Genomic DNA, 18,988 nt, shown 5'->3' with positions numbered 1-18,988 from the left:
CTCCTGTAATTTTATTTACCTGATTACCTTTATTGAGCTTTGCCGCCTCCTCTTAAACGGCGCAACTTTAGGAGCAACTCCGAATTGACAGCCGGCGGCCTCCAATCCAATTGCACTACCGGCACTTCTTGGCTTTTCAAATCCTCATAAAACTGCTCGACGCCTATATTTATCACCTTGGGTCCATTTTTGAGCAGTTCGCTCACCGTCATTTCCGTCACCCCACGATATAACATGCCAGACGCGCAGCTTCGGCATTGCTGTCGCAAACCGTTACGCCTGCTTCCTCAAGTATTTTGCGCTGCCCTGCCGCGTCTTGAGGATCGGCATCGACACCGCAGACATAAGCCACATAGGCTATGCGATCGCCCCTCTTTTTGCGCGCCTTCTCGACCGCCTCCGCCATCTGGCCCGCTGGGTTGGAATGGCACCCATAGCCGAGGACGCAATCGAAAAGTATAACCCCTACATCTGGATCTTCGGATTCAAACATGAGCCTCTCGGCCCTAAAGGTGCTATCCATCATGGGGTGAAGCCTGCCTTGGGTGAATTCGTCCTCTCCGTAATCCACCATCGTATGACCCCGGCTCTTGAGACTATCGGCGAGCTTCATCTCGGGCTCAAGCGGAGCGTTGCTGTAAACCGGCCCTATCAGACTGGCGGCTATCAGTTGCGCTTCGTAACAGAGGGTGCCGCCCGAGTAAAGCCCCCTGATGAAGCCCTTGCGCCTCATGGACGCAGCCTTTTCCTTTAGTCTCTCATAGCTCTTAAAAAGCTCTTCTCTGACCGACGAAGGGGCTTTGCCATTTGCCAGCGCAGCAGCTACGGCTGCCGTCTCCTCAAGTTCCCTGCAAAGGTAAAGGGGAGGCCTGTCGCCAGAAGCTTTTCCGCCGATGAACCCCACCGCTGCCGGTTTCTTTCCACCTTCGAGGATCTTCAATATCCTCTCTTCCACGCTCGGGGCCGGCGGCTTGCCGATGAGTGCCACAACCTGGATCTCATCATCGCAAAGCAACGCCTCTAAACCCATCAAAAACGTGATGCCCCCTACCTCTTCCTTCACATCTCTGCCTCCGGTGCCGATGGCATGGAGCACGCCTACCCCCCTGCGCGCCAATTGAACGTGCACCTCCTGCAGACCGGTACCGGCCGCCGCGACCAACCCCACTGGGCCGGTGGGACAGGCATTCGCAAAGCCGAGTCCAACCCCTCGGATCACAGCGGTGCCGCAATCCGGACCCATCACGAGAAGGCCTTTCTCTTTGGCCTTGTGTTTCAGCGCTATTTCTTTCTCTATGGGAACATTGTCCGAATAAAGCATCACGTGAAGCCCCGCGTCGAGGCACTCATCGGCCTCGTCTCCGGCATAGCGGCCCGCTATGGAAATGAGGGCTATATTGGCCTCCGGAAGGATAGAAAGGGCACCATCTAAGCTCTTGGGCCTATACTCCCCTGGGGTGCTCTTGCGGCCCGGCGGATTTTTCAAAAGCTCGCGCGCCCTTTCGATCGCCGCTTCTAAAACCGATCCGTCGCCGCGGACGGCGATCAGAAGATCGCTCTGGCCGGCTTGAATGCCTGACACGTCAAACCCGGCGGAGGCCAAAATCTTCAGGTTGGCCTCTGTGGCCATGTTCAAAGACGCCTCTTCTATTCCCTCCATGCCTTGTAATTCCCTTGCCACGAGCATCAGCGTCACGCTGTCATAATATGCGCCTTTTTCAACGTGAATTCGCTGCAACAGCATCACCACCTCACAATTAAGCCTCAAAACCCAGGGCCATACCGGCAAGATACGCTTTGCCGGATGTGTGGCCCATGGCCAGACAAGAGATCAAACTCTCTTCGAGCAAGGATGCCCTTTCGCCAGCCAAGGCATCACAGAGATCTTTGATGCGCCTCCAAACCAATCCGGCAAAGGCATCGCGGAGGATATCGAAAGAGAGCCATGTAGTGGTGTCTCTTTCGGGAAAGATCTGAGCTGGCACCGTCTCGCCCCTCAACTTAGTCGCCGTCATATAACCGGCGAGGAGATCGTCGCCGGCCGGCGTCAAACCCGGGCCCATGCCGGCGACAGAGGAAAGACCCCCCTCTATGAGCTCTTTCCCTACGACGTCGAGCGGAGGCTCCGCCAAAAAGTCGAGCCATTCAAGCCACAGAGGGCGCCATCGCCTCGACGGAGGGGACGTGGGGATCTCCGGGTCGTAGCATACAGCTATCGCCTCTGCGAAAACTGTCACATCTTCGCCCACATTCCAATGGGGTAGGCGCTTGGACAATACAGACCGAGGCCCCATATCCCCACACTCTGTAACCACACTGTAGCGTCTTCCCGCTCTGCTTCGTAGATTTATCACGCTCTTATGGCGCTCTGCGACGACGAAGCGAAGCGGCGCCATCTGCCAATCAGAGCTCCTTCCCGCAAAGCTCAAATCGCGCCCTCTTCCTTGAGTTTTTCTATCTCGCCGCGCCCCATGCCCAACATCCCGCTGAGCACTTCCTCTGTGTGCTGGCCCAACAGGGGGGCCGGCCCCGCTATGGAAGCCGGCGTACCCGAAAGCTTGATCGGCACACCGGGCAGCTTCAAAACGCCGGCGACCGGGTGAAGGACCTCAACGAGCATCTCTCGCGCGGCCACCTGCGGATCCTTAACTACCGAGGCTATATCGTTTATCGGACCGCACGGGACTTTTGCCTCCTCCAAGAGTTTTAGCCATTCGGCCGAAGCCCTCTTGCGGGTGGCTTCGTTTATCAGGGGCTCCAACTCCGAGAAGTTCTTGACGCGATCCGCATTCGTCAAAAAGCGAGGATCATCTGCAAGGCGATCCAACCCGACGATGCGGCAGAAACGCCGCCACAACTCGTCGTTGCCGCAGGCTATGTTTATAAATCCATCAGTGGTCTCGACGGAGCAGAAAGGCGCTATCGAAGGGTGACGGTTGCCTATGGGCTTGGGGACGTTGCCTGTAGCCAAATACCGCGATACGGCGTTCTCCAGCACCGCTACCATGGCATCGAGCATAGCCACGTCCACCCACTGCCCGCGACCGGTGAGCTCCCTATTGTGGAGGGCCGAGAGTATGCCTATGGCCGCAAACAGGCCGGCAAAGATGTCGGCGATAGAACTGCCCACCTTGGTCGGGTGATGTTCGTCAGGGCCGGTTATGCTCATGATGCCGCCCATACCCTGGATGATGAGGTCGTAGGCGGGGCGCTCGCTATAGGGGCCGGTGTATCCGAAGCCAGAGATCGAAGCGTAAACCAGGCGCGGGTTTATCTCCTTCAGCGCCTCGTAACCGAGGCCTAAGTTGTCCATAACCCCCGGTTTGAAATTCTCTACTAAGACGTCGGATCTCTTTGCGAGCTCTAAAGCGATCTCTTTGCCCTTCGGGTGCTTCAAGTCCAACGTTATGCTCTTCTTGCCGCGGTTGATGCTCATGAAATAGGCGCTTTCACCTTTAACGAAAGGGGTATATGTGCGGGAATCGTCGCCACTGTCGGGCCTCTCTACTTTTATGACCGTAGCCCCAAGGTCGCAAAGCATCATGGTGCAAAAAGGGCCCGCCAGCACTCGGCTGAAGTCCAATACCACTAAATCCTCCAAAGTTTTGGTCATTTCCGATGCCTCCTATGCGCTTTAAATTTGGATACGAAAATTGTACTACAGTTCCGCGAGGGCTCCAGGAAGAAACGCCATGTTATGATATGCTGACATAATCCGCAAGCCATAGGGAGCAAAAAATGCTTTAGCCTATAACGATCGAGATATTTGACATATCAATCTCAAAACCATAAGATAAAAGCTGAGCTATTTACTATGGTATGTATAAGAGCCATGAGTGTAAATGGCAATGAGTGACATATTTTACCTACTTGCCGGTGATCTATATACACAGACCGCAAAAGGCGTGACCTTGGAGGGCGAAAATGAAAGTGGCGGACCTTTTCAAGAGAGATTTCTTTCAGGACTTCAAGTTGGCAGCCGGAAGTGAAGGCTTGAGCAGGGAGATCACAGCCGTCAGCGTGCTGGATACACCGGATGGCTATCGCTGGATGCGCGGAGGCGAACTGCTTTTGAGCAGTGGTTTCGTCTTTCAGCAGGAGCTCAAGGCTTTCCTAAATTTCTTATCCGACGTCTCGAGCAAGGAGATCGCAGCTTTAGGGATCAAATTGGATCGCTTTTTGCCGCAACTGCCGCAAGAGGCGATCGATAAGGCCGACGAATTTGACCTTCCGCTGATCGAGATTCCCGTATCGTACAGGTGGTCGGACGTAATCGACGTAATTTGCCGCCAGCTCATCCAGGAAGGACAACGAAGGCATACGGAACAGGACGAAAGCATGAGCGAAGTGCTATTGGCCGGCAAATTAGCCGATACTCACAAGTTGCTCTTGTCGCTTGCCGCCGAGGTGCAGCGTAAAATCTTTGCGAGATCGCCTCAATTAGGTTTATGTCACATCTTTCACCCAAACGGCAGCGTCGAAGAGGTTAACGAGAAGATGGAAGACGCAGCGGCTCTTCTGCAAGGAGAAAGGATCGATGCTCAGGTGTCGCAAAGGGGGCCCTTGTCGGTAGGGTTGAGGTTGATCAAAAATTCTCCGCCCCGATGGATGGCGACATACAACATCCCTCACGAGACGCCTATGGAATTGGGAGTGATATTGGCGTCAGGCGAGCGGTCGCCCTCAAAACACCAAGATAAGCTGATGATCAGGGCCGTAAGCCTTCTGCGGGTTCTTGCGCTGGAGGCCGTCTACGCATCAAACAAGGATGTGGCGAGACGGGAACGCTTCCTGGAAAACTTGTGCTTGGGGTTTTACAACAATTCCGCTATCATAAACGAACGGGCCCAACAGTTGGGCTTAAACCTGTCGTTCCCTTCGTCGGTCATATTGGGAGTGCCCACCTCAGGAGACGATATCCATCGCTGGGCGCCTCCGTTTAGGCTCGCGTACCGCATGGGAAACTCATGGGTGATCATCGCGGATACAAGAGAATACAAAAAAGAGGAACTTCAGGCTCTGGCAGAAGCCAAGGGTCTATGGTTTCTGATAGGAACGCAAGCCTCCGGACCGCTGGAGATTTATCGCTCATACCAGGAGGTCAAGGGGGCTTTGGATTGGGTGAGAAATTTCGATGCGCCTGCAGGTGTGTATCACTTTTACGAACTCGCCCTTTACGCTTTACTCTCAAACCTGGGCAGGCTCCCAGAGGCAGAATCCTTGTGGGAGCGCTATTGGAAACCTCTTTTGGAATCCAAGCCGGGTCGACATGCGATCAGCACCCTGCAGTTGGCCTGCTCTTTGATCCAGTGCGACTTCAATGCAAAACGAGCAGCTGAGGTTCTGCACCTTCATTACAATACGATACGCAATTACTTAAATGATCTGGAAAACTTACTGCATATTGACCTTAAGAACAGCCACCACCGCTTGGCTTTGACGCTATCCTACTTCGTAAATCGTTCCCGTGAAAATCATTATAATAACTTCAGGGGGTGAAAGCATTGCAACAAGAGGCAAGCCAGTGCGCTGAGATGATCAAAAAGGCCAATGCCATAGTCCTTCTCTCCGGCGCCGGCATGTCCACGAACGCCGGGATCCCCGATTTCCGAGGACCTCAAGGGCTTTACAAAAGGGCAGGCATACCTGACCCGGAGAGGATTTTCGATATAGAGTATTTTTATCGGGATCCTTCTTTGTTTTATTCATTTCACCGCGAGCTTTTGAAGGCACTCGATGCCGCGAAGCCCACCTTTGCCCATTTCTTCTTCGCCGCCTTAGAGAAGAAGGGTAAACTGTTGGGCGTAATAACCCAAAACATCGATGCGCTGCACCAGAGGGCCGGCTCGCACAAGGTATATGAGATTCACGGTGGCATTTGGGAAAGCCATTGCACTAAATGCGGCAAGTCTTTCGACTATGAGACGAGCAAGAGGATGACATTCGAAAAAGAGATCCCGAGGTGCGACAACTGCGGCGGGGTTATAAAGCCCGACATCGTCTTCTTCGGCGAACCTGTAAAACACATAGACGAGTGTTTCGAGTTGGCCAGAAAAGCTGACCTTTTCTTCGTCGTAGGCTCATCGCTCGTGGTGACGCCGGCAGCGATGATACCATCTGCCACGTCGGGTGAGATCGTAGTGGTCAACAAAGGAGAGGTCTCGGAGTTTTATCTCCCCTCAAGCCGAGTCGCGCTGAGGGTGGATGCCGACATAGACGAGTTCTTTCGATCTGTGAACGAGGAGTTGAAGCTTTTATGAAAAAGGCGATACTGCTCGGTACACTCTTGGCCCTGCTTTTGCTATATATGCCCGAAGCCTGGGCTTCTCAATGGGCAATCGGCGTCCTGGTGTCGACGGCTGAGAATCAGTCGGGCTTTCCTGTATGGAGAAACCGCTTCGACCCGTCGGATCCCTTGCCCACCGAAACGGCCGAAGCCTTTGCAACCCTCTTGAGGCGCTTTCCTTCTCTTGAGGTATATTCCACCGAGAGCAAGGCCTCTCCCGACGAAATCGACCTGATAGCGGAGCTATCCCTTCACGAGCTAAGGCGCATTAAAAGCGATGTCTTGGGGAGTCAAATGAAGGGAAGGGCCCTTGTTCGATTGGTAGCCTACGACGGCCGTGGAAATTTCCTGTTCTCCCGCGTTGCAGAAAAACAAATCGACAGGTGGACTCCTGAATTCAAGACAGAACCGCAGGGGCATTTCACTTGGGATGAGTTCGAGAGATCCCCCTATTGGGCCGCCTGTAAAGTAGCAATAGAGGAGCTGTGCGATCTATTTTTAAACGGGGCCTCCGAGATGCTCGCGCTCGAAGGGCGCATAGTAAGGATCATACCCCAAGAATCCGGAGGAGGCGATAGATATCTCGTGAATATAGGCATGGCAAAGGGATTGAGGGAAAAAGGCAAACTCGACGCATATCGCGTGCAGGAGATCTATGCAAAAGAGGGGACGATAGTTAAGATACCCAGCCACATAGCCGTCGTCGAGGTGGTATCCCTCTCCGAGGATTGGGCCATTGTCGAGGCGGTCTCTGTAGCAGAGGGCGAGAGTTTAGCCGTAAGTGACATCGTCCGCCCGCGGCTGCGCTAACCGACTTTAGGAGGGAAGGTTATGACAGAGATAGAGAAGCTGCGAAGAGAGATAGACTCGATCGACGAGGAGATAGCGAGGTCTTTGAGGCGGCGCGTCGAGGTTGCGCGGGCTATGGGAGGGATGAAAGAGGGGGCCATATATGATCCCGTGCGGGAATTCGCCCTGATGGAGCGCCTGCACAACCTTTGCCCGGATATAGACGCGAAGGCGCTGGATGCCATATACAGAGAGGTAATCTCTCTGTGCAGGGCAGTCCAAAAGCAGCTCAGAGCAGCGTGCATGGGGCCCGCCGGCTCTTTCTCTCAAGAGGCCACGGTTAAAGCGTTAGGTTCTCATATAGATGTCGCCTTTGTCGATAACCCCCAAGGTGTATTCGATGCTCTGGCAAGGGAGAGGGCGGATTTAGGGGTCGTACCTGTAGAAAATACGATAGAAGGGACAGTGTACGCCTCGCTCGACGCATTCTCGACCGCCCCTCAAGACATACGCATATTGAGCGAGGTCAGGCTGCCCATAGCTCACATGCTGGCAACTTGGCAAACATCAATCGATGAGGTCGACGAAGTCTACTCTCATCCACAGGCCCTGGCCCAATGCAGGCTTTGGCTGAGGACCAACCTCCCTCGCGCCAGACAAATCCCCGCCTCGAGCACGAGCGCTGCGGCAGCCTTCGTGAAGGGGCAAAGAGGAAAAGCAGCGATATGCAGCCGCCTTGCCGCTGAAATTCACAACCTCGATATCGCAATAGAACACATAGAAGACCAACCCCACAATACCACCCGCTTCTGGGTCGTGGGGAGGCAACCCAACAAGCCCTTCTCTCGAAACAAAACTTCAATACTCTTCAACGTCCCCCACAAACCTGGAACGTTATTTGAGGCCCTTGAACCCTTTTACGAGGCGAAGCTCAATCTGACTCTGATACAATCCAGACCGCTGCCGGGCAACCCTTTCGAATACAACTTCTTCGTCGACTTCGAAGGCGACGCGAGCGATGAAGTCGTCGCAAAAATGTTGGAGAAAGTTAAAAGCAGGAGTGCCCGTTTCCGCCTATTGGGCTCCTACCCATGCCTCGGATGAGCAAAGGAGCGAGGGATGAGACAACTCGAGCTCTTCGTAGCCAAAAATAAAGGCTCCCCTTCGTCTCGCGAAGAGGTCAAAATAGAAGAGACAACCTGCCGCAGCGCACTACAGCGCCCGCCATGGGATGAATATACGTTGAACCCTTATCGCGGTTGCCTGCACGCATGCGTGTATGGTTATTGTCGCATGATGCAGTGCTTCGAGGACAATCCCCCGCCATGGGGAACATATTGCCACGCCAGGACGAACATGCCCAGCGTACTGGCGAGGGAAGTTAAGCGCTACCCTCCAAAGCAGGTCATGGTTGGATCGGTCTGCGATGCCTGGCAATGGCCGGAGAAGCACTTTGGCATAACCAGAGAGTGCCTATTGATTTTGCTAAAAGGAGGTTTCCCGCTCCGTTGTCTGACCAAATCAGATCTGATCAGAAGGGATTTTGATGTACTGAGCCAATATCGAAACATGGTGACGCTGGGCGTCTCGCTGAGTACTCCGCCGCCACTAAATCTATTATGGGAGCCTCGCGCTTCGCCCCCCGAGGAACGCCTAAGGATCCTCACAGAGGCTGCACAATACGGCATCCCCATATACCTCTCGCTTTCGCCTCTTTTGCCGGGCCTGAGCGACGACGTGGATAGTTTGAGCGAACTCTTTGCACGCATCCGCCGATTGCCCCTTCAAGGCCTCTGGGTGGACCTGATCCACGCGAGGAGCGGCGTTTGGCGCGCCTGCTACCCGCTTTTGGCGAAACGCTTTCCTAAGTTACTGCCGCTGTGGAGAAAAATATTCTTCGATCGCGGTGAAGCCCAGCGCTACGCGGGCAAATTGAGGGTGAGGATATTAGAAGCCGCAGTCCGAAGCGGATTGCGCTGCCGGATCGATCTAAAGGGATACGAGGTCACAAGGCAGTGCGGACGTTAAATATAAGGCCACGCCCGCACTGTCCCGAGAAGCATCCACCTTTCTCCGATATCGTTGCCCGATGCCTCCCAAACACCCCTGTGTATCGCAAAGAGCAGGCTGGGGTTTTTCAAGATCATCATCACCTCAGACCTCGAAAGGCCACCAGGGCCGACCTCGAGGGCTCGCGAAAGGAGATTTTCCTCTCTTTTTAGCATCCTGCCCTTCTTTCGCAATAGACTTCTATGAAAGGCGTTCACCCACGGCTCTAAAACGGCGGACCTAAATCCGCTTTCGGGAAGACGGAGATCCTTCGACAAGGCTTTTTCTAAAAGGTCGAGTTCACGAGAGGGCCTCGTCTCCTCGGGGGTCAGGAAAAGCCCCTTCCTTTTGAAGGCCTCACCTGCGGTAGCCCTGCTCGTCCACACTGAAAGCGGCAGCGATAGCACGAAGGAGACCACTATCGGGGAGAGCCACAGGAAGAACGAGGGGTTTACGATCAATATTAAGGCTCCCCACAGGAGCCCTATGGAAGTGCCGCTCCAATGAAAGCGCAAAGCCCTCTTCCAAGAGGTACCCACATCGCTCCTCTCCTGGGGCCCCCACGCCACTTGCTGCCCCAGGAGGGCAAAAAAGAAAAATTTGCTGTGAAATAGCATCTTTATGGGGGCAAACAAGATGGAAAAAAACACCTCGAGGATCATGCTCATAAAAAGCCTCCTCACACCGCCAAAAAGACGGGCCTCCCCCTTGATCAAGACCAAAAATGCGCCCAAGAGCTTTGGAAGAAAGAGAATGATCAACGTCGTAACCAGGAGTATCAACGCCCATTGAGGATACCACACAGGCCATTGGGGAAAGAGAGCATACTCCGCCGGGAAATAGACCGGCTCGATCAAAACTTCCAAGATGGCTTCAAGCGAACTCATCAATATGAAACAGAACCATAATAAGCCAGAGCCATATATCATGGCGCCGTTTAAAAAAAGAAAACGATGAGTCGGGATTATCCCTTTCAACAAAAACAGCCTCACGTGCTGGAGGTTGCCTTGACACCACCGGCGGTCCCGCGACAGTTCCTCCAACAACGTCGGAGGGACCTCCTCGTAACTGCCCGAAAGGTCGTGGCTCAGCCAGACCTCAAAACCCGCTCTCCTCATGAGAGCTGCCTCGACGAAGTCGTGGCTCAAAATTTCTCCCCCTAATGGAGGCTTTCCGGGCAATTTGGGGAGAGCACAATGCTTCATGAACGCCTCGACGCGGATAATGGCGTTGTGTCCCCAATATTGCGCGTCGCCGAGCTGCCAGAAATGGAGGCCGGCCGTAAAAAGCGGACCATAGACGTGGCTCGCAAATTGTTGGATGCGACCGTAAAGGGTGCGCCTTCTCACAGCCTTCGGAGCCGTCTGCAATATCCCGATCTTTGGGTTTGCCTCCATGGCACACGTCATTTTCACCAAGGCTTCCCCGCTCATTACGCTGTCGGCATCGAAGACAACCATGTAGCGATAATCCTTGCCCCACCTTCTGCAGAAGTCGGAGATGTTGCCGCTCTTTTTCTTCGTATTCCTCCACCTGCGGCGATAAAAGAGTTTCCCTAAGGCATTGAGGCGCTCGCACACCTCAGCCCATGCCAGCTCTTCCGAGATCCATATGTCTGGGTTGTTGGTGTCACTCAATACGAAGAAATCAAAGTGCTCGAGCTCGCCGGTCTTTTCAAGGGAGCGATATGTCGCTTCAACTCCTGCGAAGACGCGTTCGGTCTCCTCGTTGAAAATGGGAAACAGTACGGCGACGCGCACATCTGGCGAGATCTCTTTCAGTTCGATCTTGGGGGCAAAACGGTCGAAACGCCTAAGAATCGTGAAAAAACCCGCTATGGCTGTCCAAAAACCCACGGATATCCACGCAAAAAGCGCCGCAAACGCTATTATCATGAGGGGCTCAAGGAGCGCTCCGCCCTTGTGCGGCATCGCAACTCCCATGATAGAAGTCGCCACAGAAGTTGAAATCACCACAAGAACGGTGAGCAAAAACCTCCTGCGACCGGCTGCGCGCTCCCACAGCGGCGGCTTTTCGTCAACAACCTCTCTATTCGTGGAAAAGAGACTGCGCAAACCCAGCTCAAACCCCTTAGGAGCCATAGAGACGCGCTTCAGCGGCGGCGCTGACGCGGTTCCCCCACACCCTTCGGTCAAAATCAGCGGCGAGGCCGCCTCGCCCAGACGGCGCCATCTCGGATGTCTTATGGTAACGTCCCCTTTGCTAAGGATGGCTTGCAATTCTTCTACGGCTTTTTTGACCGGATTTGAGTCGTCTTTGCGAGAAAATGCGCGGTTAACTACCTCAACGGCAAGCTTAAGGGAGGTGATAGGCACAACGCCTATAGCCCAAATGTAAAGCAAAATCCGCTTCTCGACTTCATACCAGACCTTATCCATGTAGAAAACCTCGTGCCCGTCACGGTTGGTAGCCGTAGCTCCACGTCTCGGTGAGGACATCGGGCAGATCCTCGCCTTTCTTTAGGAAGGCCCGCATTTCAACCCTGGGCCTCCTCTCAGGGATGAGCTGCTCTATGGGGCCGCCCTTTGCGGGGCGCACCTCGAGGACGAGACGCCACCCGCCTGTGACCTCGTTTCTCATCAGAATCTTCTCCAAAATTTCCATACCCTCAGTGACCGTAACCACGCTGGTGAGACCGACATCGGTCGGTATCGCATTGAGGGCTCCTCCTTCAAAATCTACAACAAATCGCCTTACGCCCTCGTCCTTTCCCTTTCCCGTACGGGTAGCTACCACGCAACCTCCGCCGTGAGGCGAACCTTTTGGGAAGTGCCAACTCATCCTGTAGGAGAAATCGACGGGTTCGCCCAGCGCCGGCAGCGATTTAGGAACCCAGAATGCTACGATATTGTCCGTGGTCTCCCATGCGGTTGGTATTTCGATCAGCTCCACATGCCCTTCTCCCCAATCCTCCCTGGGAGAGATCCAGACACTGGGGCGCAGATCGTAACGAGCCTCCAGATCCTGATAATGATCGAAATCCATGTCGCGCTGGAGCAGGCCAAAGCCCGCGAGTTTTTCGACCTGAAAAGCGGAGGTTGTAAGGCGGGGAGGATTGTTCAGCGGCCTCCACAACCACTCTCCACTCCTGAGCGCTATCATTAGACCGTCGGAATCGTGAACCTCGGGGCGATAGTCGTCGGGGCGATTGCGGCTGTTCTCGCCGTAGTAGAACATACTGGTCAAAGGGGCTATGCCAATTTTCTCTATATCTTTTCTGCGGAAAACCGTCGCCTTGACATCTACAGCCGTATTTTCACCTGGCTGCACGAAGAATTTATAAGCTCCGGTGAGGCTTTGGCTATCTAACAACGCATAGATAGTGAGGCTCTTGGCATCCTGGGTTGGCTTTACTATCCAAAACTCCCTGAAATGGGGAAACTCCTCGCCCTTAGGCAAAGCTGTATCCACAGCAAGCCCCCTCGCAGAGATTCCGTAGCGTTGATTTTTCCCGAGAGCGCGGAAGTAGCTCGCGCCCAAAAATACGATTAGCTCATCGTGATAATCGGGCTTGTTGATAGGATAATGGACTCTGAAGCCAGCGAAGCTCAACCCCTCCAATTCCTCTTTGGGCAACGCATTTTTGCCGTAGTCAAAAAGCTCAGGAGAAAATGGGACTTGTGTAATGCCCTGATCGGTAACTACGTTGATCTTGACCGGATAATCGTAATAAAAGCCAAGGTGAAAGAATTGGAGCTGGAAGGGCAGTCCTTCATCCCGCCAAAGGGCCTTCTCCGGTTTAAAGCGGATGTCGCGCCACTGATCATACGTCAGTCTTTTCAAGAGATCCGGCGCCTTCTCGGAAGGCTCTTGATAAGGCTCCAGCGCGAGCTGGCGAGCCTTCTCCCACACCTGAGCTTCGAGGGCCTCGAGTGCCAAAGAGCGGCTTTCGTTCGCCTTATCCTGTGACGCTTGCGCACTGGCAACCGGAGCATATAAAGCATTGAAGCCGAGAGCAAATACGCTCATAACGGCTACCAACGATAGACACCGTTTGTTCATTGAACATACCTCCCACGCGAGAGCATAAACAACCGGACGGGCTAAAAGACAGGGTAAAACTGCGTAGATGGCACAAAAAGGCAACCAGCATCGCCGTAGGCGGGCCTCTGTTGTGCCTTCAGACGAAAGCCTACCCACCTTTGCGCCTATATTCTCTCAGCGCCTCTATAACGTAATCTATATCGCCTTCTGTGTGATCCGCATTCACCTGGAAGCGGACTTCCTCGTCACCTTTGGGCACGACGGGGTAGTTCATGCCCGTAGCCAGGATCCCCCGCTCGGCGAGGAAGGAGATCAGCTCCGCTGTCTTCTTCGTATCTCTGATCATTATGGGGACTATCGGGTGATCGCCCTCTATGACCTCATAACCCAACGACGAGACTGCGCTCCTAAAGCGCTTCGTAATGGCCCTGAGGTGAGCCAAAATCCTCTTCCCCTCCTGGCTTTCGAGGATCTCTAAGGCCTTGAGAGCGGCGGCGGCTTCGCCAGGTGTTATCGGGTTGGAATAGATATACATAGGGGCGGTCTCTCTAAGGTATGTAATGGCCGCATCGCTCGAAACGGCATAACCTCCGTTGACGCCGAAGGCCTTGCCCAGCGTCCCGATGAGGATGTCGGCGCGCCCTCCCGTGAACTCCTCCGTTCCTCGCCCAGTCTCTCCAAAGGCCCCAACGCCATGCGAGTCGTCGACGACCACCAAAATCCCTTCCGGAAAGTGAACGTCGTATTTTTGTGCCACGTTAGCGATCGCCTTCAAGGGCGCATAATCGCCTCGCATGCTGAAGACGCCGTCGGTCACGACGATAAGGCGGCGCGACTGCTCTATGAAACTTATGATGCACCCCTCAAGCTCTGCCATGTCCAGATGCTTGTACACCGCCTTATCTTTAGGCCTTGAGAGCCTTACGGCGTTTATGATGCAGTTGTGATTCAGTTCGTCGCTTATCACCGCAGTCTCAGCCGTGACGAGCGAGGGAAGGATACTTACGACCGTCGAATAGGCGGAGCTGAAGACCATCGCTTCTTCCCTGCCGTGGAAAGCGGCCAACTTCTTCTCAAGGTCCCTATGCGGCTTGTATGTGCCGCTGATGAAGCGCACCGCACCGGGCCCGACACCGTATGCTCTGGATGCGGTCTCCTCGGCGACAAGGAGCTCTTCGTTTAAGGAAAAACCCAGATAGGAGTTTGAGTTCATCCTAATAAACTCCTGCCCCTCTTTTCCCCTGACCAAATAACGAGGTCCTTTGCCGTCCTCCGGCCTCTTGACGCCCACGACGATGTTCTCCTTGCCTTTGCGCCGTCCGGAATGCTCCATATCCTCCAGCGCAGAGACGAAAAACGGCTCCGCCTTGTTCAACATACCCTTCCCCTCCCTTCCCGCCTTACGCCAATTGCACTGAGTCCGATGCGGCTCAGCGCCCTCTTTCATGCCCTCACATTGCCCACCTGCGGCGAAAGCGCGATCACTGCGTAGGTCCTATGCGATTTATGGCAAAGGAGCCGAAGCCGAGGACTTCGGCCTTCGTCTTCTTGCCGTTGCACACAGCTATGATCTCGTCGAAGATCTCCTTACCAACGTCGCGGATGCTCTTCTTGCCATCGACGATCTCGCCGGCGTTTATGTCCATGTTGTCTTTCATGCGCTCGTACATGGTCGTGTTGCTCGCGACCTTTATGACTGGAGCTATAGGACAGCCCACGGGCGTTCCTCTGCCAGTAGTAAAGACCACAATCTGTGCGCCTCCGGCCACCATGCCTGTGATCGATTCAACATCGTGGCCAGGGGTGTCCATGATGACGAGCCCCTTCTTTTTGGGTGCCTCGGCGTATTCGAGCACCTCTTGAATCGGGGCATGGCCTGCCTTGTGTATGCAACCGAGGGATTTTTCCTCAAGCGTGGTTATGCCCCCCTCGATATTGCCGGGGGCCGGGTTTGTGTATCTTATGTCAACGCCCATCTTGAGTGCCCCATCCTCGGCGCGCTTGCAGATATACCAAATGCGCTCGGCGACCTCGGGAGAGACGGCACGCTTAGCCAGAAGGTGTTCGGCGCCTATCAGCTCCTGAGTCTCGGACAAGATAGAAGTTCCCCCTTGCTCGACGAGCATGTCGCTCGCCGCCCCCACTGCGGGATTGGCCGCAATGCCGGAACAGGCGTCAGAGCCACCACATTCGAGCGCCAGGATGATGCTCGAGAGGTCGCACTCCTCTCTCTCTTGTTTAGAAAGCATCTCAAGCATTCGACTTCCCGCCTTCACCGCCGCTGCGACCGTATTTACGGTGCCTCCTACCTCCTGAATTACGAAGCACTCAACTGGCTTGCCAGTTTTTGCCACAGCCTCCGCCAAACCATGGGCGTTCACCACCTCGCAGCCCAATCCCACGATGATGCACGCTCCCACATTTGGATTGCTGGCAAACCCTGCGAGCGTTCTGTGGGTCTGTTCGGCATCGGGCGCAAGCTCGGCACAGCCGTGCTGATGATCGACCCACACAGCACCGGCCAGCTGCTCCGCTATCTTTCTGGCCACATCGTTGGCACACACTACAGATGGCAATACCAAAAGGTGATTCCTAATCCCTACGGCCCCATTGGGCCTTAGATATCCCATTATCTTCATTTAATGTGCCCCCTGTCTAACTTTGTCTCCCCTGCCGCGCGTTCCCTCAACGTTATGAACGTGAACATGATCTCCCTTTCTTATATCCTGCGAAGCCAGGCCGATCGTCTCGCCATACTTCGTCACCGCGGAACCGGCGGGGATATCCTTTAGCGCAAATTTGTGGCCGAAAGGGATTTTTTTGAGGACCTTCACCTCAAACGTGCCCGACTCGCCCTTGGCTATGGCTATATCCCCTGCCTCCAAATCTTTGATCGCAGTAGCTACGTTGTCATTTTCATGCATGATCAAAGCATTGTAAGCTCCCTTTGACATTACGCGTGTCCTCCTCTTTAGATCTCAGTAATATTTCAAGCCGCATCAATTCTATGGACAAGGAGTGAGTAATGTCAATCTCGCGATGGTCCTGTTTTTAGAAAGTGAAAGGTGGAGGCCAAGAAGGACAAAAAGTGAAAACCTGAACCCTAAAGGGTACAAAGAGACAAAAGCTTTTACGTAATGTTAATGAGATTTCAACAAATCTGAAACACTAGATAAATAGAATTAAGCCGTTGCATGACAAATGCTATTTCGAAGGGGGGAGGCTTCTTTTTTAAGCGAACAAACTGCCGAGAGCACTGCGGTTTAGCGGAACGCCCGTACTCGGGCAAGACAAAATGTGCAAAAGGAGGTTTTTCGAAATGAAGAGGCGCATCTTTGCAAAATGGGGAGCGACTTTCCTGCTCCTCGCAACCTTTTTCACGGGATGGGCTATGGCCGCCGCTCCTGACGGCGAAATGCCCAAAAACGTCATCTTGATGATCGGAGACGGCATGGGCTTCCCCCAGCTCACCTTAGGGAAACTGGCCAAAGGTAGCCTCGCCATAGAGGAGTGCCAAGTAGGAGGGGCTATGACGACACAACCTTTGCCGTCGAGCGGCGTCATCACAGACTCGGCTGCAGCAGGCACGGCGTTGGCCACGGGATATAAGACCGACAACGGGATCGTATCCCAGACGCCAGAGGGTAAGACGCTTTATACGGTTTTGGAAAACGCCCGCGACAAGGGGAAAGCCACGGGGCTTGTGACCACCACTCGCATAACACATGCGACGCCTGCGGTATTTGCTACACACATAGATGACAGGGATAACGAAAACGCCATAGCGGAGCAGTATGTGGACTCCGGCGTAGATATCCTATTGGGTGGAGGCTTGCGCCATTTTATCCCAAAAGGGCAACAAGGAAGCAAGCGGAATGACGACAGGGATTTGGTCAAAGAAATGGAAGCCAAGGGATATGCTTTCGTAAAGGATCGCCAGGGACTCTTGGATGCTACTAACAACGGGGGTAAAATTTTAGGCCTCTTCAAAGGCAGCCACATGAGCTATGAGCTCGACAGAAACCCTGACAAAGAGCCAAGCCTCGCGGAGATGACAGAAGCAGCCATAGAGATCTTGAAGGAAAACCCTGAAGGCTTCTTCCTCATGGTCGAGGGGGGAAGGATAGACCACGCTTCGCACGCTAACGACGCCCCGACGACGATGGCTGATATGCTGGCGTTCGACGAGGCCGTCAAAGCGGCCCTCGATTTCGCCAAGGCAGACAGTAATACTCTCGTAATCGTGACGGCAGACCATGCCAACGGAGGACTTTCCATAGGCATGGGCGAAAAACAGTGGGCAAAACCCGAGGTGTTTTTTGCCGTGAAAGGATCGGCCGAGGAAAAGATCGCACCGATGCTGAAGAAAGACCCCTCCCCTGAGGCTATAAAGAGGATTGCAGCTGAGTATATGGGTGTAACGGATCTATCCGATGAAGAAGTAGCCGCCATTCAAAGAGGGCTTACAATCGAAGGCGAATGGGCAGCCACCGATCCCGTCGTGGCTGTGATAAACGTGCGTGCCAACACTGGTTGGACTACGCACGAACATGACGGCTGCATGGTTCCGCTGTTTGCCTACGGGCCAGGGTCTGCGCTCTTTTCCGGCATCAAAGACAATACCTACATAGGTAAAACCATATTCCAGCTTCAGGGCGGCGTTGCCAAAAAGGTCGCCTTCGCCGTCTTGAGCGATCTCCACATGGCCTTGAACGAGCCAGAAAACACGTGGAAGATGTTTCACTACAACCAAGATGTCCTCTCCTGGGCCATCGACGAGATCAACGAGAAGCAAGACATAGACTTCGTATTGGTGCCAGGCGACCTCACCAAGGATTCCGAGCCTCACAACCAAAGAGCCGTCAAGGCAATGCTCGACAAGCTCAACGTCCCGTATTACGTCATTCCTGGCAACCACGATGTCAAGAAGGATTGGATGCCTCAGGGCAACCTCGGGGTCGCCGATTTCGCCCGCTATTATGCGGGGCACGGTTATGACGGAAGCGGCAAGTCGTGGTACAGCGTAGATCCTGTTCCTGGCCTTCAGTTAATAGGGCTGGACTCGGCTTCAGATCCTAAATTTTCCAACTCCTGGGGCGGCAAAGTAAGCGACGAACAGCTCAAGTGGCTTGAAGAAGAGCTTAAGGCAAATAAGGACAAAAAGGTGATAGTCATGGTGCACCACGCGCTCATAAAGCACGAGGGCAAGGATGACCCCAGAAACTACGCGGAAAACGCCGACGCCGTCAAGAAAATCCTCCGCGAGGGCGGAGTCAAGACGGTCATAACCGGCCACCTCCATGTGACAGACATCACCAAAGAAGATGGCCTCTATGATATCTCATCCCCAGCGATATCCAGTTATCCGCTTGCCTACCGCGTTATGGAGCTATCAGGCGATAAACTCTCAGTAAACACGTTTTGGTACCCAGATTCGTTGGTGCGCGAGATGGCTAAGACTGAGCTCGTCAAGGCCGAAGAGACCAAGACGGGCGCAGAACAGGTAGGAGAATTGTCGGATCGGTCATTTGCGATAAACTTGGGCGAGAAGGAATTAACCGCAGTTGGTGCTATATCAAAATGAGGCGCGTTAACGTCCGAGTCGACGCCACCGCAGGCGTGCGCGTCCTTTCGGGTGTCCACGTCGCGGAAGGCGACCCTGTGGGAAAGGAGCTCAATACGCTGGAGACGGTGCACTCGCCCATCTCGGGAATTGTGGAGTTCATAACTTTCGATTCCGACACACACACGCTAATAGTCACCATAAGATCAAACTGCCACGAACTGAGCCTCAAGCATTAAGACTTACACAGTAAAGCGGCGGCATCGCAGGCATTTTAAATAATTTGCGATGCCGCC

Annotated in this window: 16 protein-coding genes; 7 read left to right on the top strand and 9 right to left on the bottom strand. The window is 54.0% G+C overall.

The features are described 5' to 3' along the window. Positions 1–29 precede the first annotated feature (29 nt). From EZM41_RS08105 to EZM41_RS08090, 4 genes are read right to left on the bottom strand one after another with little or no spacing between them, the layout of a single operon-like run. A complete protein-coding gene (locus tag EZM41_RS08105; protein WP_198470611.1) occupies positions 30–212 on the bottom strand; it encodes a hypothetical protein in 183 nt (60 codons plus the stop codon). Positions 213–217: 5 nt separating this feature from the next. Beyond that, the gene (fdrA, locus tag EZM41_RS08100; RefSeq protein WP_232619191.1) at positions 218–1,744 is read right to left on the bottom strand and encodes an acyl-CoA synthetase FdrA; all 1,527 of its coding nucleotides are present in this window, start codon (positions 1,742–1,744) and stop codon (positions 218–220) included. Between the two features lie 13 nt (positions 1,745–1,757). Next, entirely contained in the window at positions 1,758–2,429 is a 672-nt protein-coding gene (locus tag EZM41_RS08095; protein ID WP_198470609.1) for a DUF2877 domain-containing protein, read from the bottom strand. Then, positions 2,426–3,613, bottom strand: coding sequence for a CaiB/BaiF CoA transferase family protein (locus EZM41_RS08090; protein ID WP_198470608.1), 1,188 nt, complete (start codon positions 3,611–3,613; stop codon positions 2,426–2,428). The genes EZM41_RS08095 and EZM41_RS08090 overlap by 4 nt, the downstream gene beginning before the upstream one ends. A gap of 311 nt (positions 3,614–3,924) precedes the next feature. Here EZM41_RS08090 and EZM41_RS08085 point away from each other — a divergent pair, with 311 nt between their 5' ends. The 5 genes from EZM41_RS08085 to EZM41_RS08065 are packed head-to-tail and all read left to right on the top strand — an operon-like array spanning position 3,925 to position 9,103. Next, positions 3,925–5,499, top strand: a complete 1,575-nt coding sequence (locus tag EZM41_RS08085) for a PucR family transcriptional regulator (RefSeq protein ID WP_198470607.1) — start codon at positions 3,925–3,927, stop codon at positions 5,497–5,499. After that, positions 5,496–6,260 carry an SIR2 family NAD-dependent protein deacylase gene (locus tag EZM41_RS08080; protein ID WP_342449268.1) on the top strand — a complete coding sequence of 255 codons (765 nt, stop codon included), beginning with the start codon at positions 5,496–5,498 and terminating at the stop codon, positions 6,258–6,260. The genes EZM41_RS08085 and EZM41_RS08080 overlap by 4 nt, the downstream gene beginning before the upstream one ends. After that, positions 6,257–7,096 carry a hypothetical protein gene (locus EZM41_RS08075; RefSeq protein ID WP_198470606.1) on the top strand — a complete coding sequence of 280 codons (840 nt, stop codon included), beginning with the start codon at positions 6,257–6,259 and terminating at the stop codon, positions 7,094–7,096. Before EZM41_RS08080 ends, EZM41_RS08075 begins: the two co-directional genes overlap by 4 nt. A gap of 21 nt (positions 7,097–7,117) precedes the next feature. Continuing rightward, positions 7,118–8,179, top strand: coding sequence for a prephenate dehydratase (pheA, locus tag EZM41_RS08070; RefSeq protein ID WP_198470605.1), 1,062 nt, complete (start codon positions 7,118–7,120; stop codon positions 8,177–8,179). A gap of 15 nt (positions 8,180–8,194) precedes the next feature. Beyond that, the gene (locus EZM41_RS08065) at positions 8,195–9,103 is read left to right on the top strand and encodes an SPL family radical SAM protein (RefSeq protein ID WP_198470604.1); all 909 of its coding nucleotides are present in this window, start codon (positions 8,195–8,197) and stop codon (positions 9,101–9,103) included. Here the strand turns inward: EZM41_RS08065 and mdoH are convergent. From mdoH to EZM41_RS08040, 5 genes are all read right to left on the bottom strand, one after another. Further along, the gene (gene mdoH / locus EZM41_RS08060) at positions 9,100–11,523 is read right to left on the bottom strand and encodes a glucans biosynthesis glucosyltransferase MdoH (protein ID WP_198470603.1); all 2,424 of its coding nucleotides are present in this window, start codon (positions 11,521–11,523) and stop codon (positions 9,100–9,102) included. The two genes, EZM41_RS08065 and mdoH, sit on opposite strands and share 4 nt — an antisense overlap. Positions 11,524–11,542: 19 nt before the next feature. Continuing rightward, complete coding sequence (locus tag EZM41_RS08055) at positions 11,543–13,147, bottom strand: glucan biosynthesis protein (protein WP_232619189.1); 1,605 nt, start codon at positions 13,145–13,147, stop codon at positions 11,543–11,545. Positions 13,148–13,277: 130 nt separating this feature from the next. Further along, complete coding sequence (locus EZM41_RS08050; RefSeq protein WP_198470602.1) at positions 13,278–14,507, bottom strand: aminotransferase class I/II-fold pyridoxal phosphate-dependent enzyme; 1,230 nt, start codon at positions 14,505–14,507, stop codon at positions 13,278–13,280. 103 nt (positions 14,508–14,610) lie between these two features. Next, positions 14,611–15,768, bottom strand: coding sequence for a UxaA family hydrolase (locus tag EZM41_RS08045; protein WP_198470601.1), 1,158 nt, complete (start codon positions 15,766–15,768; stop codon positions 14,611–14,613). Next, the gene (locus tag EZM41_RS08040) at positions 15,769–16,083 is read right to left on the bottom strand and encodes a UxaA family hydrolase (RefSeq protein ID WP_198470600.1); all 315 of its coding nucleotides are present in this window, start codon (positions 16,081–16,083) and stop codon (positions 15,769–15,771) included. A gap of 365 nt (positions 16,084–16,448) precedes the next feature. On the opposite strand from EZM41_RS08040, the gene EZM41_RS08035 reads away from it, so the two are divergent. Beyond that, positions 16,449–18,713, top strand: coding sequence for an alkaline phosphatase (locus EZM41_RS08035; protein WP_198470599.1), 2,265 nt, complete (start codon positions 16,449–16,451; stop codon positions 18,711–18,713). Then, positions 18,710–18,931 carry a glycine cleavage system protein H gene (locus tag EZM41_RS08030; protein WP_198470598.1) on the top strand — a complete coding sequence of 74 codons (222 nt, stop codon included), beginning with the start codon at positions 18,710–18,712 and terminating at the stop codon, positions 18,929–18,931. The genes EZM41_RS08035 and EZM41_RS08030 overlap by 4 nt, the downstream gene beginning before the upstream one ends. Positions 18,932–18,988: the final 57 nt, after the last annotated feature.

The organism is Acetomicrobium sp. S15 = DSM 107314 (genome assembly GCF_016125955.1).
In the GTDB taxonomy this organism is placed as follows: Bacteria; Synergistota; Synergistia; order Synergistales; family Thermosynergistaceae; genus Thermosynergistes; species Thermosynergistes pyruvativorans.
The sequence above is the reverse complement of the archived record's forward strand: the minus strand, read 5'-3'. Positions and strand labels throughout refer to the sequence as shown.